Source organism: Pseudomonas sp. NEEL19 (genome assembly GCF_028751975.1).
Taxonomy (GTDB): Bacteria; Pseudomonadota; Gammaproteobacteria; order Pseudomonadales; family Pseudomonadaceae; genus Aquipseudomonas; species Aquipseudomonas juntendi.
Map to the genome: position 1 here is coordinate 2097453 of NZ_CP081491.1, position 13036 is coordinate 2110488.

The window sequence follows — 13036 nt, forward strand, 5'->3', positions numbered from 1 at the left end:
GGGGTTGCAAGGTTAAAAGAATGAAGACATAATGGCGCCCATCGAAACGCAGCGAACTTTGAAAAAGGTTCAGTGTTTCAAGGGGATAGCAAAGCGCAAGCTGCTATGTCCGACTTTGAGGCCGAGTAGCAAAGTGGTTATGCTCCGGATTGCAAATCCGTCTACGCCGGTTCGATTCCGACCTCGGCCTCCACCATTCGAAAGCCCCGCAGATTAACGTCTGCGGGGTTTTTATTTGCGCGTCAAAAAATGCCAAACGTTCCTAAACTAATGGCAGCCCTACGGCTAATGCCTGTCAGTTAAGCGTTACTGGGGCTGCTTTGCAGCCCTTCGCGGGCACGCCCGCTCCCACACGTTTCAAGCGCTGAACTCAAGAAATGCGCGCCCCCCTGTGGAAGCGGGCGTGCCCGCGAAGGGCCGCAAAGCGGCCCCAAATTACGTAACTGACAGGCATTAGCCCTACGCCTGATTGCGTACTGCTGAGCCCCGGCCAAGACGCTGTCTTGGGCCCCTTACGAGGCGCACGTGCGGGCTGGCCGAAATCAAGCTGTTGCTGGCATGCTTGTCTGCGCACGAAAGGGAGCAAAGGGTGCCCGTAATGAATCGTTCTTGCACTACCTACTACTTGGAAATGACTTCGGCTTCAGACCTGCAGGCGAAGCCCCAGCGGCATGACTTACAGATTATCGAGTGCGAAGTGCCTCAGGCGCTATTCAACAAATTCCTCTACCAGCTCGTAGGCGCGTCCTGGGAATGGGGCGATCTTGATACCTGGCGTGACGCCGATTGGCAGGCACTCGTTGAGCAGGATTGCCATCGAACGTGGGTTGCCTACCACCGAGGTGCAATTGCCGGCTACTACGAGCTTTATCGTCCCGATGGCCGTAACAGTGAGATCCGATATTTCGGGCTGGCGCCGCAGTTCATAGGGAGCGGGTTCGGCGGGGCGCTGTTGAGCCACGCCGCCCTATCTGCATGGGAGTGGCCTGGCACAGAGCGGGTATGGGTGCACACGTGCACACTTGACCATCCTGCTGCCCTTCAAAATTATCAGGCACGGGGATTCCGCATTTACAAGCAGGTGGAGGAAGCAGGCTAATGAGCGCCTGCGAAGCGGGAAGCCCGGCTACCCGCTTCAAAACCCCAGGTCCCCCTGACGGTCCCGATCATTGGCAGGTTCTATCAACTCCGCCCCCTCGTTGCGAACATTGCCCACTGCTTTTCCAACCGGAAACCAGCGGAAATCCTGTGCGGGGCGGCAGCCTTTTTCGATGATCGTCGCCGCACGTTGCGCCGATGTGGCGGGGTCCAGCCATTCCCTTGCCAATTGCGGCGTCAGCACCAGAGGCTTTCGGTCGTGGATGTCGATAAGCCCCTGGTCTGCGGCTGCAGTGATGATCACGAAGCCATCGCGCTCATCCGGAGCCACGCCGTGGTGCACCTCTGCCAGCGCCGCAAAGAAAAGCGGGCCGCCGTCGGCACTGGTGATGTAGCAGGGCTGCTTGCGCTTTGGGTCCGCTGGGTCCGCGAGCCACTCAAACCAACCATTGGCAGGCGCCAGGACTCTGCCGTTCGGCCAAAGCGCCTTGAAGAACTTACCTGTCACTGCCGTCTCGGCTCGAGCATTGATCGGATCCGGGCGCTTGCCTTTGGCCCAGGCAGGCGACCAACCCCACTTGACCCGGTCCACGTACAAACCGTCACCACGCTGGCGAACGAGTTCCACGCGCGTGGACGGCGCAACGTTGTAGCGGTTGATCGGCTCGTGGTCGTAGCCATTGATCACCACCAGGTCCAGCGCGAGCTGGCGCAGGTAGTGATCCATCGACTCGTAGATTGAATAGCGCCCGCACATAATCCACCTCTCGTCCGTCAGAATTTTCGCCGTGCGTGATTGACCGCATGCCCAATGCCGGATTTACTGTATATGCATACAGTTTGCATTGGACCTTCCGTCATGACCATCACCTATCTCGGTCCGCCGATTGGCGGCACCGAATCCTTCCCGCAGTACTCGTTCCACGTTCCGGCCGGTTTCCCTTCGCCTGCCGCAGACCACCTGGAAGGCCATATTTCCCTGGATGAGCTGTTCGACATCCGCGCACCCCATGTGTATCTGGTGAAAGTTGAAGGCGACAGCATGCAAGGCGCTGGCATCTACTCAGGTGATCTGGTCATCGTAGACCGTGGCCGTGAGGCGGAGCACGGCGACATCGTCATTGCCGCGGTCAACTGCGAGCCGGTGTGCAAGCGCCTGCACCGCCGCGACGGGGTGGTGATCCTCAAGTCTGAAAACCCCGCTTACCCGGCGCGGTACATCATGGAAGGGGATGACTTCGTGGTATGGGGCGTTGTGCGTTACAGCGTTCGTGACCATGCGCAGTGACCCGGTTTTCGCGCTCATCGACTGCAATGCGTTCTACGCGAGCTGCGAGCGTGTGTTCAGGCCCGACCTGGCCAAGACCCCGATCGTGGTGCTGAGCAACAATGACGGCTGCGTGATTGCCAGGTCATACGACGCAAAACCCTTCGTGAAGATGGGCGAACCGTATTTCCAGGCCAAGGACAAATTACGCCGCCACGGCATCAAGGCCTTCAGCAGCAATTACGCGCTGTATGGCGACATGAGTGAGCGCGTCATGTCGCTGATCGAGTCGATGGTGCCTGCCGCCGAGGTCTACAGTATCGACGAGTGCTTCGCTGACCTGTCCGGAATTCAGGGCGACCTGACCCTGTTTGGGCGAAATGTGCGTTCAAGAGTCTTTCAATGCACGGGCATCCCGGTTGGCGTTGGCATCGCCGGTACGAAGACGCTCGCCAAGCTGGCCAACCATACGGCCAAGCGCATACAGGCCCAGACGGGTGGGGTTGTGGACATTACCGATGCGTTCAAGCGCGACTGGGTGCTCCGCAATACCAAGGTGAAGGAGGTGTGGGGTGTTGGCCGGCGGATGGCCGCCCACTTCGAGGCAATGGGCATTCATACGGCGATGGACCTGGCCAGGGCCGATGCCTGGACGCTGCGACGCAAGTTCAGCGTGGTCGTGGAGAAAACGGCCCGGGAGCTGGCCGGTACGCCCTGCCTTGAGCTGGATGAGGTCGAGCCGCCGAAGCAGGAAATATGCTGCAGCCGCATGTTCGGCAGGCGGCTTGCTGACCTGGCGCCGATCAAGCAGGCAGTGGCCACCTACGTTGGCCGTGCGGCGGAAAAGTTGCGTGCCCAGGGTTCGCTGTGCAAGCGCATGCGCGTCAGTATCCGCACCGGCATGTTCAACCCGCAGGAGCCACACCACGCCCAGGGAGCATTGGTGGAGCTGCCCTATCCGACCTGCGACACACTGCTCATGACCGGGCTGGCTACGGCAGCGGTCGAGCAAATCTTCCGCCCTGGGTTTCGCTACAGCAAGGCCGAGGTGCTGTTGATGGACCTTCGACAACCGGGCGAATTTTCAGAAGATCTTTTTGCCCTGAAGCAGTCGGTGGCGTGCGACCGATTGATGGCGGTCATGGACGACATCAATGAGCGCTGGGGGAGGGGTACAGTGCGCACTGCCAGTGTGCCCGCGGTGCCGGATTGGGGCATGAAGAGGGAGATGATGAGCCAATCCTACACGACGCGAATTGACCAGTTGTGGAAGGTAAAATGCTGAGTCGCGCCTCGGCTTGAGTTCTCCGCAGGCTAAAAGCCTGCGGAGGGTACGTCGGTTAGCTCAAAACCCTGTTTGACCGTTGTTGTACAGGATGGTGTAAGAGTCATCGGTTCTTGGCTCTATCATGATGGGCATGCCGAACAGCTCGCCTCGGCATTGGCATTCACTGATCTTGCAGCGAGGCACATCACCTCGCCTGAACGCCCTCCATAAGGCCTCATCGTGTATCAGGATGCGCTTGACCAAGTTCCCTGGCGCCTCGCTGACCTGCGCAACGTAGTGGTCAAGATCACAACCGAAATACGGTATGGTAACTTCTTGTACAAAGCCGATATTCACGCCATGCTTCTCGAGATCCTTCCTGATACGCTCGATCACCTCTTCTGCTTCACTTTTTATCATGATGGGTATCTCACGTTGCGTGTGTTCATCAAGAACTTTAGCTCACGCGGCGGTGATGCCCTGGTCACTCTGTCGGATTTTTGTGCGCAGCAGCGAGTAACGTAGCGCTAGCCTTCTGGCAGGCTCGTTCCACAGATGAATTCCTTCGACCCCAGCCGGTGTGACCCATGCTCGACCACATAGCCCGCGCCGCGCCGCCGCGCCTCTGCCTGTGCTGTTTGCTGGTCGGCATAGACATCGACAAAATGCCAGGGGTAGCGGTCTCTTAGTACACCCCATCCAAGCACCCAGCCTGGACGGTTGGGGTCTTGTGGAAGAATTCTGGCCAGGCTGCGAATGGTCATTGCTGTCTCCTGCAAGTACAAGCCGTACAGACCATTCAAAACCCTCACGTCGAACAGTGCGAGATTTTTCTTTGAACCTGGTATGCCGGTGATCGGTCAGCTTCACTGAAGGGAGTGGTCTGTATCAGGGTATTTCCCAGCGTACTGTTGAAATGTTTCTCAGCTATGGTTGAACGTAAGCGATGTTCACCAACGACGGAGTCAGGAATGGATTATTCCAGCATGGTTGAATCGTTGGACAAGATTCTCAAGGAAGCGGCTGCCGATTGCCTGCATGAGGGTGGGCCAGCCAGCCAAGTGTTTGCCGGTACTGGCAATCATCAATGTATTCGTAGCCATGCGTGCGCAACGTCGCCACTCGTGGACGGGGTGACCCCTTTGCTACAGGGCATGAACGCGCGGTCGAACTTGAGCGTTGCCCCAATGGGCAGAAACTGACCGGTGGAAGCGAAGCCCGCAACGGATTGTCTGCGGGCTGTGCAGTGGTAATCTTCGTCGCGTAGTCAGCAGGTCAACCTTCGAACTGGATCACCATGCGGCCTTTGATCTTGCCTTCCAGCATCTCGTCGAAGATCTGGTTGATGTCTTCGATCGGCCGGAGTGTCACCTTGGGCACGACTTTGCCTTCTGCGGCAAACTGGAAAGCCTCCTGCAAGTCTTGGCGGGTGCCCACCAGCGAGCCGACTACTTCGATGCCGTCCAGTACCAGGCGGGGGATGTTCAGGTTCATGGCTTCGGAGGGCAGGCCGACCGCAACCAGGCGGCCACCGGCACGCAGGGCGTCTACCGCCGAGTCGAATGCGGCTTTGGCTACTGCCGTAACCACGGCTGCATGGGCACCACCGGTCTTGGCCTGAATGACTTTCGCTGCATCCTCTGTGCGGGGGTTGACCACCATGTCGGCGCCCATCTCACTGGCGAAGCGCAGTTGCTCGTCGTTGACGTCGATGGCAATCACTTTGGCGTTGAACACATTCTTCGCATATTGCAGGGCCAAATTGCCCAAGCCACCGAGGCCATAGATGGCTATCCACTGGCCGGGGCGAATGTTGGAGCTTTTCACGGCCTTGTAGGTGGTGACGCCGGCGCAGGTGACGCTGCTGGCCGCTGCAGAGTCGAGGCCATCAGGCACCTTGACCGAGTAGTCGGCCTTGACGATACAGGCCTCGGCCATGCCGCCGTCGACGGTGTAGCCGGAATTCTTCACTTCGCGGCACAGTGTTTCGTTGCCACTGGTGCAGTATTCGCAATGCCCACAGCCCTGGTAAAACCAGGCAACGCTGGCGCGGTCGCCGGGCTTGAGCGAAGTGACACCGGGGCCTACCTCCTGAACCACTCCAATGCCTTCGTGACCCAGCACGACACCGGTCTTGTCACCGAAGTCGCCATTTTTGACATGCAGGTCGGTATGGCATACCCCGCAGCATTGCATCTTCAGCAGCGCTTCGCCGTGTTCCAGTGGGCGCAGGGTTTTCTCGACAACGTCCACGCGACGGCCTGGCGCAACAACAGCAGCTTTCATAGGAGCCTCCGTGTCTATCCGAATGAGCTTGGGTGATGGCCGGATCAGCATAGACCTTGCGCGCGAGGGGAAAACTGCTCCAGATCATGAGGGTGAGCAGCCACAGGCTGTCGAACAAAGAAAAGCCCGCGGCAAATGTGCGGCGGGCTGCAAGAACGTACGGAGCGGAGTCAGTGTGCGCAAGCAGATGTCGGTATTTCGTGAAGCGCAGGTGATCAGCCTGTCATTTGGGGCGGAGTCATTGGCGGGGCGAAAAAAAGCCCGCCATGAAGGCGGGCAAGCAACGTTTGAAGGGAGAGCCTGCAGATTGGGCCGGTGGCATTAACGGTGCATTAATAGCCCCCATTGACCCGGCACCTCGATCGGCCTATACAGGCCTGCCAACACTTCAGGAGCCAGCATGCGCGACCAAGACGACCTTCACGAGCCGGAGCACGATCATCTGCTCGATCACGAATTCCTCTATGGCGACGACGTGGAACACGAGGCGGACGCCCAGGGCGCCGAAGATGAGCTGGAGGAAGACGAAACGCCGGGTGACTTCGATGACCTTGATGAAGAGCGGCTCGAGCACCCGGCGTGGTTCGATGACTGCGACGACTGACTCAGCGCCCGTCTACGGAGAAGCGCCCAGGGCCGCTCACGGCCAATAGCAGCAGGCCACCCATAATGGCCATGTTCTTCAGGAACTGGGTCATGTTGGCACTGCGTTCGGGGTCGACCATGTTCCAGAAAGGGTGGCCGATCAGCGCGGTGCCCAGCACGAACAGCGCGAACAGCGCTGCCAGTGGCCGGGTATAGAAGCCAACGATCAGCAGGATGGCGACCACGAACTCCATCAGTACCGCAATTGCCGCCGCCAGCATCGGGGCGGGGGCACCCAGGGAGGTCATGTAGGCGACGGTCCCGTCGAAACCGGTCAGTTTGGCCCAGCCTGACAAGACGAACAGGATCATCAACAGCACGCGGGCAAGCAGGATGATGATGTCGCGTTGACCATCGAATAGGGAGTAGCGCATGGCGGCGTTCCAGTGGACGAATGTATGCTCCACTTTAGCAGCTGCGCAAAACATTGCTGCCAGACGCTAAAAAGGCGCCATGCAGGCGCCTTTTCAGGGGAATTTGGTGCGAGTGGCGGGACTCGAACCCGCAAGGCTCACGCCGACAGATTTTAAGTCTGCTGTGTATACCAATTCCACCACACTCGCACGCTTGAAGGGGTCGTGAACGACCGGCTCGCTTCTAAGCAGAAGGGCTTTGCAATCAAGCGCGCTTTATAACCCATTGTTATAGTTGAGTCAACCGCAGCACCTATGATCTACAGATGAGAGGGCAGTTGTAAGGGGCAATTGACACGTTGCAGTCATTAAGCCACTGTTACCGATTGGTTGGATTCAAGAGTGTCAAGGGATGGCTCAAGGCTGGGCACACCGGGTTACGTTCATTTTGTCCTTCCTGCTGTGCCAGTGGAGTATGCATGGTTTCAGCTGATAGCATCGACCACCCCGACATGCCCGCCCACCGTTATGAACAGCTGGTTCAATCGGTGGTGGACTATGCCATCTACATGCTCGACCCTTCTGGGCATGTGGTGTCGTGGAATGCAGGCGCGCAACGGATCAAGGGTTACCGCGCCGACGAAGTGGTCGGCCGGCACTTTTCGCTGTTTTTTACCCCGCAGGACTGCGCTGACGGCCGCCCTGAGTGCCTGCTGCGCCAGGCGCTCGAGCAGGGTGTGGCACAGGATGAAGGCTGGCGGGTACGCAAGGATGGCACGCAGTTCTGGGCGTTGGCCGCACTGGATGTGATTCGCGACGAAGACGGCCAGATCGTCGGCCTTGCCAAGGTCACTCGTGACATTACCGACCGTCGTGAGTCTGCCATGCAACTGGATGCCATGCGCGCCCAGCTGTTCCAGGCGCAGAAGCTTGAGGCGCTTGGCCAGTTGACTGGTGGCCTGGCGCACGACTTCAACAACATGCTGACCATCATTCTCAGCTCGGCACGCCTGGCGCAGACTACCCAGGACCCGGTGCGGGCGCAGCGCATGCTGCAGCACATCATCGATGCCGGACAGCGCGGCACCGAGCTGACTCAGCAATTGCTCAGCTTCGCCCGCCACCGCCAGCTCGATGTGGCCAGTGTTGCACCGGCTGCCCTGGTTGCCGCCACCCGTGGCCTGCTGGAGCATGCGTTACCCAGTGCGATCACGCTGGCGGTGGTGCTGCAACCGGACCTGCCGCTGATCGAAGTCGATGCCGGGCAGCTGCAAATGGTCTTGCTCAACCTGTTGTTCAATGCCCGCGACGCCATCACCGGCAATGGCCATATCGACCTGAGGGTGGAGTTGGTCGAGTTGGCCGGCGAGGTAGAAGGACTGCACGGCCGCTTTGTGTGCTTTGGGGTGGAGGACAGTGGCGAGGGTATCGCGCCCGAAGTGCTGCCACGCATCTTCGAGCCATTTTTCACCACCAAGCCCTTTGGCAAGGGTACTGGCCTGGGCCTTAGCCAGGTGTACGGCTTCGCCAGGCAGAGCGGTGGCGCTATTTGTGTCGATAGCGCGCCGGGTCGTGGAACTTGCATGCAACTTTATCTGCCAATGTATCAGAATCAGGCACTCAGCCCACTCGACAGGTAGACAACATGGCACAGGCACTCAGGCGGCTGATAACGGGCATCGACGGGCTCGATGCGTTGCTCAGGGGTGGCCTGGTGGCTGGCGCCTCCTACATCGTTCAAGGGCCACCGGGTGCGGGCAAGACCATTCTTGCCAACCAGCTGGCCCATAACCACGTGCGTGACGGTGGTCGGGTGCTGGTGGCTACCTTGCTCAGCGAGTCACATGAACGCTTGTTCCAGTACCTGTCGACGCTCGCGTTCTTCGACCCGGGGTTGATTGGTGACCAGATCCAGTTCGTCAGCGCTTTCGACACACTGGAACAGGAAGGGCTGGAGGCTGTGGTGCGCTTGCTGCGCCAGGAAATCACCCGGCAAAAGGCCAGCCTGCTGATCGTCGACGGCGTGCTCAATGCCCGCGCCCGTGCACACACCACGCTCGACACCAAGAAGTTCGTCTCCGAACTGCAAGGCCACGCGGCGTTCGCGGGTTGTACCGTGTTGCTGCTGACCAGCGCCCGGCTGGAGGAGGGGAGCCCTGAGCACACCATGGTCGATGGGGTCATCGAGCTGGGTGAGCAGTTACTGGGCAGCCGTGCCGTGCGCCATGTCCAGTTACGCAAAACCCGCGGCAGTGGGGCGTTGTCGGGGCGCCACGAGTGCCTGATCGACGAAGCCGGCATGCACGTGTTTCCGCGCCTGGAAGCGCTGTTCAGCCAACCCAGCCAGGTCGCCGGCGGCAATGTGGGGCGCGTCACCAGCGGGGTACCCACGTTCGATGAAATGCTCGGCGGCGGGCTGGCGAACGGTTCGGTCAGCTTGTTGATCGGCCCGTCCGGTATTGGCAAGAGCTCGTTGTGCCTGGCGTTTCTTGGCGTCAGTACCGCGCAAGCGCCAGGCTTGCATTTCGGCTTCTATGAAACGCCCGAGCGCCTGCGCAGCAAGGCCGCATCGCTGGGGTACGACTTTGCCGCGATGGAGCAAAGCGGCAGTTTGCAATTGTGTTGGCAACCCACCACAGAGGGGTTGCTCGACCAAGTGGGCGCGCGGCTGCTGGAGCGGGTCGCCGCACTGGGCAGCAAGCGCGTGGTGATCGACAGCCTGGGGGCATTCAGCCGCCTGGCCACCGACCCGGCCCGCCTCAATGCGTTCTTTCGCGCGTTGACCGGTGAGCTGCGCGCGCGCGGCGTCAGCGTGATGCTGACCTGGGAAATGCGCGATATTTTCGGCGCCGAGATCAGCGCACCGGCGCCGGACCTGTCGAGCATCGTCGACAACCTGATGCTGATGCGCTTTGTGGAACTGGACTCGCAGCTGCGGCGTATGCTGTCGATCCTCAAGGTGCGTGACAGCCACCATGACCCGGCCTTGCACGAGCTGCTGATCGGGCCCCAGGGCATAACGCTACACAAGGCATTCGCCGGCAACAGCGGGGTGCTTTCGGGTACGCCGGTGCCGCAGGACGGCGGGTGACAGGCGGGGCAATGAACACCATTCTGATCGTCGATGACGAATACCTGATCGCCGATATCCTGGCCTTCGCCCTGGAGGATGAAGGTTACGAGGTGAAAAAGGCCATCAACGGCAAGAAGGCGCTGGAAATGCTTGTGGCCGAGAGCGTGCAGTTGGTGATCACCGACTACATGATGCCGGTGCTCAATGGCGAGGAGCTGGTGCGCGCCATGCGTGACTGCTCGGCGCTGCGCGAGGTGCCAGTCATTCTCATGAGTGGCGCACAGGCCAACCAGGTCTGTCCTACCCTGGTCGACGCCATTTTCGACAAGCCATTCGACATGGACAAGATGATTGCGAAGGTGCGTCAGCTACTGGCAACGTGAAGCCTGCGGCCGAGCGCATCCATGCGCTTGGTCGGCCGGGATTCACTGTGAATCGTCGTGCTTTTCCGGGGCTGGGCTGCCTGCCTGGATGCGCTTGAAGATCTCTTCCCGATGGACCTGTACATCTTTCGGTGCATCGATACCGATCCTCACCTGCATCCCTTTGACGCCCAGAATGGTGACTTTGATGTCATCGTTGATGACGATACTTTCGCCAACCTTACGGGTGAGTATCAGCATGTAGTTCTCCTTGGTGATAATAAAGTCCGCATGGCTAACTGCCGCGGCGGCGGGAGCGGGTCCCTGTTCCTTCTCATTAAAGACGCTTTCGGCGGATAGTAATTCCCCGACAGAAAAATTCTGTTGCGTACCTTCACTTGCAGGTGCCAAAGCAAACCGTCAGCGATTTGTCGGCCAAGGTGCTCGGTGGCAAGAATAGGGCCGTTGGCGGCCAATGGGAAATTTCTTCGCATCATGGATTAAATAGACAGGCTTAATGACCGTCCTGTTCCTCTAGGGCTTGAAGAAATACCAGCAAAGCCACCTCTTCAGGGTCCAGGCCTTTGCGTATGCGGTGCTTTGGCAAATCCGCCAGGCGGCCCAGGGCGTAGTGTTCGAGTACGGCGGGGTGGATGTAGCAGCGGCGGCAGACCGCCGGGGTATTGCCCAGGCGCGTGGCCACCTGGCGAACGATGGCGGCCACCTGGCGTTTGGCCTCGGCCTCCGGTTCCCAGGCCAATGGCCTGAGCAGGTCCAGCGCCAGGCTGCTGCCAGCCCAGGTGCGGTAGTCCTTGGCGGTGAAGTCGGCACCTGTGAGTTGCTGCAGGAACTGGTTGACCTCGGCCGAGCCGACGCTATGGCGCTGGCCGTCGGCATCCAGGTACTGGAACAGTGCCTGCCCGGGCAGTTCCATGCAGCGCTTGAGCAGGTTGGCCAGGCGCCGGTCATTGAGGGTGACGTTGTGCTCGACACCGCGCTTGCCGCGGAACTGGAAGCGAATGCTGCTGCCCTTGACCTCTACGTGGCGGTTGCGCAGGGTGGTCAGGCCGTACGACTGGTTGTCGCGCAGGTAGCGCTGGTTGCCAATGCGGATCAGCGTGTGGTCCAGCAGGCTCACCACCAGTGCCATGACCTTTTCCCGGTCCAGCCCTGGGCGTGCCAGGTAGGTTTCCAGTTGTGCGCGCAGTTTCGGCAAAACCTGGGCGAAGGCCAGCATGCGGCCGTACTTGTGCTGGTCGCGCAGTTCGCGCCATTGCACATGGTAGCGGTATTGCTTGCGGCCACGCGCATCACGGCCGGTGGCCTGCAGGTGGCCCTGGGGGTCGGCACAGATCCACACGTCGGTGTAGGCCGGTGGGATCACCAGGGCGGCAATGCGCGCCAGGGTGTCCTTGTCGCGGACCCGTTCGCCATCGGCGTCCAGGTAGATGAAGCGGTCGCGCCAACGGCGCCGGGTCAGGCCTGGCTGGCTGTCTTCGACATAGTGCAAACTGCGCGGCAGAGGGCAGTCGAGCATGGTGTTTGGCCTCGATCAGATCACTGATCAATGGACAACACGCGTGTCAGGTATGCTCAGCCCAGTAGCGCCACCGATTTGATCTGGGCGTACACGACCTGCCCTGCGTGCAGGGCGAGCTGCTCTGCCGAAAACCGGGTAATGCGCGCGAGCAGCAGGTTGCCGCCAGCGTCCAGGCTGACCAGTACATGCGCCGGGTTGGCCGCGGGGCGGGTTTCGCGCACCTGTACCGGCAAACGGTTGAGGATGCTCGAGGTGCTGTCAGCTGTCAGTGCCAGGCTTACGTCACGCGCCTGCACCTTGACCCGCAAGGTGTCGCCCATGGCCCGGGGAGCATGGGCGATGCGTAGCAAGGGCCCATGTTCGCCGGGCAGGCGCAGGTCGAGCAGGTCGTAGTGCGGGTCGTGCCCCACCACCCGGCCTTCGCACACCACCCCGGCGTCATCGTCCTGGGCCAGCGGCAGATCGAGGCGGGCAAGGGTTTCGCCAATGGGGCCGCTGGCCACTGCGCGGCCGTGTTCCAGCAGCACCAGGTGGTCAGCCAGGCGTGCCACCTCGTCTTGTGCGTGGCTGACATACACCAACGGGATGTCCAGCTCACCGTGCAGGCGTTCCAGGTAGGGCAGTATCTCGCGCTTGCGTGGGCCGTCGAGGGCGGCCAGCGGCTCATCCATCAATAGCAGCTGCGGGCTGCTGAGCAGGGCGCGAGCGATGCCAACCCGCTGCGCCTCACCACCCGACAGGGTCGCGGGGCGGCGATCCAGCAAATGGCCGATACCCAACAGCTCGCTGGCCTGGCTCAGGCTGACTTTGCGTTCGGCGGCCGCCAGGCGGCGCCAGCCGAATTCCAGGTTGGCGCGCACCGACAGGTGCGGGAACAGGCTGGCCTCCTGGAATACGTAGCCCACCGGGCGTAGGTGGGGAGGGCGGAAATAACCACGGCCGCTGTCCTGCCAGACCTCGCCGTTGACCTCGACATAGGCGTTGGCAGCCCGCTCCAGCCCCGCCAGGCAGCGCAGGCAAGTGGTCTTGCCAGAGCCGGACTGGCCGAACAGGGCGCTGATGCCGCGGCCGGGCAGGTGCAGGTCTACGTCCAGGGTAAAGTCGTCACGTGCCAGGTTCAGGCGCGCCACTATCGATGCAGTCAT

At 60.6% G+C, this 13036-nt stretch carries 16 protein-coding genes and 2 tRNA genes; 9 read left to right on the plus strand and 9 right to left on the minus strand.

All coding sequences use genetic code 11. The features are described 5' to 3' along the window. Window positions 1-119 precede the first annotated feature (119 nt). Together K4A76_RS09370 and K4A76_RS09375 are read left to right on the plus strand one after the other, a co-directional pair. A tRNA-Cys gene (locus K4A76_RS09370) sits at window positions 120-193 on the plus strand. Between the two features lie 405 nt (window positions 194-598). Beyond that, a complete protein-coding gene (locus tag K4A76_RS09375) occupies window positions 599-1099 on the plus strand; it encodes a GNAT family N-acetyltransferase (protein ID WP_161893080.1) in 501 nt (166 codons plus the stop codon). Window positions 1100-1135: 36 nt separating this feature from the next. Here the strand turns inward: K4A76_RS09375 and K4A76_RS09380 are convergent, their stop codons facing one another. Next, on the minus strand, window positions 1136-1855 hold the full coding sequence (locus K4A76_RS09380; RefSeq protein ID WP_274412015.1) for an SOS response-associated peptidase family protein: 720 nt from the start codon (window positions 1853-1855) through the stop codon (window positions 1136-1138). Between the two features lie 102 nt (window positions 1856-1957). Between K4A76_RS09380 and K4A76_RS09385 the strand changes: the two genes are divergently transcribed. Next, window positions 1958-2386 carry a LexA family protein gene (locus K4A76_RS09385; RefSeq protein WP_274412016.1) on the plus strand — a complete coding sequence of 143 codons (429 nt, stop codon included), beginning with the start codon at window positions 1958-1960 and terminating at the stop codon, window positions 2384-2386. Continuing rightward, window positions 2376-3650: a Y-family DNA polymerase gene (locus K4A76_RS09390; protein ID WP_274412017.1), complete on the plus strand. Its 1275-nt coding sequence runs from the start codon at window positions 2376-2378 to the stop codon at window positions 3648-3650. Before K4A76_RS09385 ends, K4A76_RS09390 begins: the two co-directional genes overlap by 11 nt. Window positions 3651-3710: 60 nt before the next feature. Here K4A76_RS09390 and K4A76_RS09395 read toward each other — a convergent pair whose 3' ends face one another. Then, window positions 3711-4052, minus strand: coding sequence for a hypothetical protein (locus K4A76_RS09395; RefSeq protein WP_110676984.1), 342 nt, complete (start codon window positions 4050-4052; stop codon window positions 3711-3713). 107 nt (window positions 4053-4159) lie between these two features. Further along, window positions 4160-4396 carry a hypothetical protein gene (locus tag K4A76_RS09400; protein ID WP_082416178.1) on the minus strand — a complete coding sequence of 79 codons (237 nt, stop codon included), beginning with the start codon at window positions 4394-4396 and terminating at the stop codon, window positions 4160-4162. Between the two features lie 207 nt (window positions 4397-4603). On the opposite strand from K4A76_RS09400, the gene K4A76_RS09405 reads away from it, so the two are divergent. Further along, window positions 4604-4834 carry a hypothetical protein gene (locus K4A76_RS09405; RefSeq protein ID WP_146226818.1) on the plus strand — a complete coding sequence of 77 codons (231 nt, stop codon included), beginning with the start codon at window positions 4604-4606 and terminating at the stop codon, window positions 4832-4834. 73 nt (window positions 4835-4907) lie between these two features. On the opposite strand, the gene adhP is transcribed toward K4A76_RS09405, so the two are convergent. Next, complete coding sequence (gene adhP / locus K4A76_RS09410; protein WP_110676982.1) at window positions 4908-5918, minus strand: alcohol dehydrogenase AdhP; 1011 nt, start codon at window positions 5916-5918, stop codon at window positions 4908-4910. Between the two features lie 400 nt (window positions 5919-6318). Between adhP and K4A76_RS09415 the strand changes: the two genes are divergently transcribed. Beyond that, on the plus strand, window positions 6319-6522 hold the full coding sequence (locus tag K4A76_RS09415) for a hypothetical protein (RefSeq protein ID WP_029886325.1): 204 nt from the start codon (window positions 6319-6321) through the stop codon (window positions 6520-6522). Between the two features lies 1 nt (window position 6523). Here the strand turns inward: K4A76_RS09415 and K4A76_RS09420 are convergent, their stop codons facing one another. Both K4A76_RS09420 and K4A76_RS09425 read right to left on the minus strand, forming a co-directional pair. Next, window positions 6524-6937: a DoxX family protein gene (locus K4A76_RS09420; protein ID WP_009681230.1), complete on the minus strand. Its 414-nt coding sequence runs from the start codon at window positions 6935-6937 to the stop codon at window positions 6524-6526. 104 nt (window positions 6938-7041) lie between these two features. Beyond that, window positions 7042-7126 (minus strand) — tRNA-Leu (locus K4A76_RS09425). Window positions 7127-7395: 269 nt separating this feature from the next. Here K4A76_RS09425 and K4A76_RS09430 point away from each other — a divergent pair. From K4A76_RS09430 to K4A76_RS09440, 3 genes are read left to right on the plus strand one after another with little or no spacing between them, the layout of a single operon-like run. Beyond that, window positions 7396-8556: a two-component system sensor histidine kinase NtrB gene (locus K4A76_RS09430; protein WP_054913455.1), complete on the plus strand. Its 1161-nt coding sequence runs from the start codon at window positions 7396-7398 to the stop codon at window positions 8554-8556. A gap of 5 nt (window positions 8557-8561) precedes the next feature. Beyond that, window positions 8562-10007 carry an ATPase domain-containing protein gene (locus K4A76_RS09435; protein WP_274412018.1) on the plus strand — a complete coding sequence of 482 codons (1446 nt, stop codon included), beginning with the start codon at window positions 8562-8564 and terminating at the stop codon, window positions 10005-10007. A gap of 11 nt (window positions 10008-10018) precedes the next feature. Further along, a complete protein-coding gene (locus K4A76_RS09440) occupies window positions 10019-10372 on the plus strand; it encodes a response regulator (protein WP_274412019.1) in 354 nt (117 codons plus the stop codon). A gap of 42 nt (window positions 10373-10414) precedes the next feature. Here the strand turns inward: K4A76_RS09440 and csrA are convergent, their stop codons facing one another. From csrA to modC, 3 genes are all read right to left on the minus strand, one after another. Further along, window positions 10415-10612 carry a carbon storage regulator CsrA gene (gene csrA / locus K4A76_RS09445; RefSeq protein ID WP_009683195.1) on the minus strand — a complete coding sequence of 66 codons (198 nt, stop codon included), beginning with the start codon at window positions 10610-10612 and terminating at the stop codon, window positions 10415-10417. 253 nt (window positions 10613-10865) lie between these two features. After that, a complete protein-coding gene (locus tag K4A76_RS09450) occupies window positions 10866-11888 on the minus strand; it encodes a DNA topoisomerase IB (RefSeq protein WP_054913452.1) in 1023 nt (340 codons plus the stop codon). Window positions 11889-11944: 56 nt separating this feature from the next. After that, on the minus strand, window positions 11945-13036 hold the full coding sequence (modC, locus tag K4A76_RS09455) for a molybdenum ABC transporter ATP-binding protein (RefSeq protein WP_274412020.1): 1092 nt from the start codon (window positions 13034-13036) through the stop codon (window positions 11945-11947).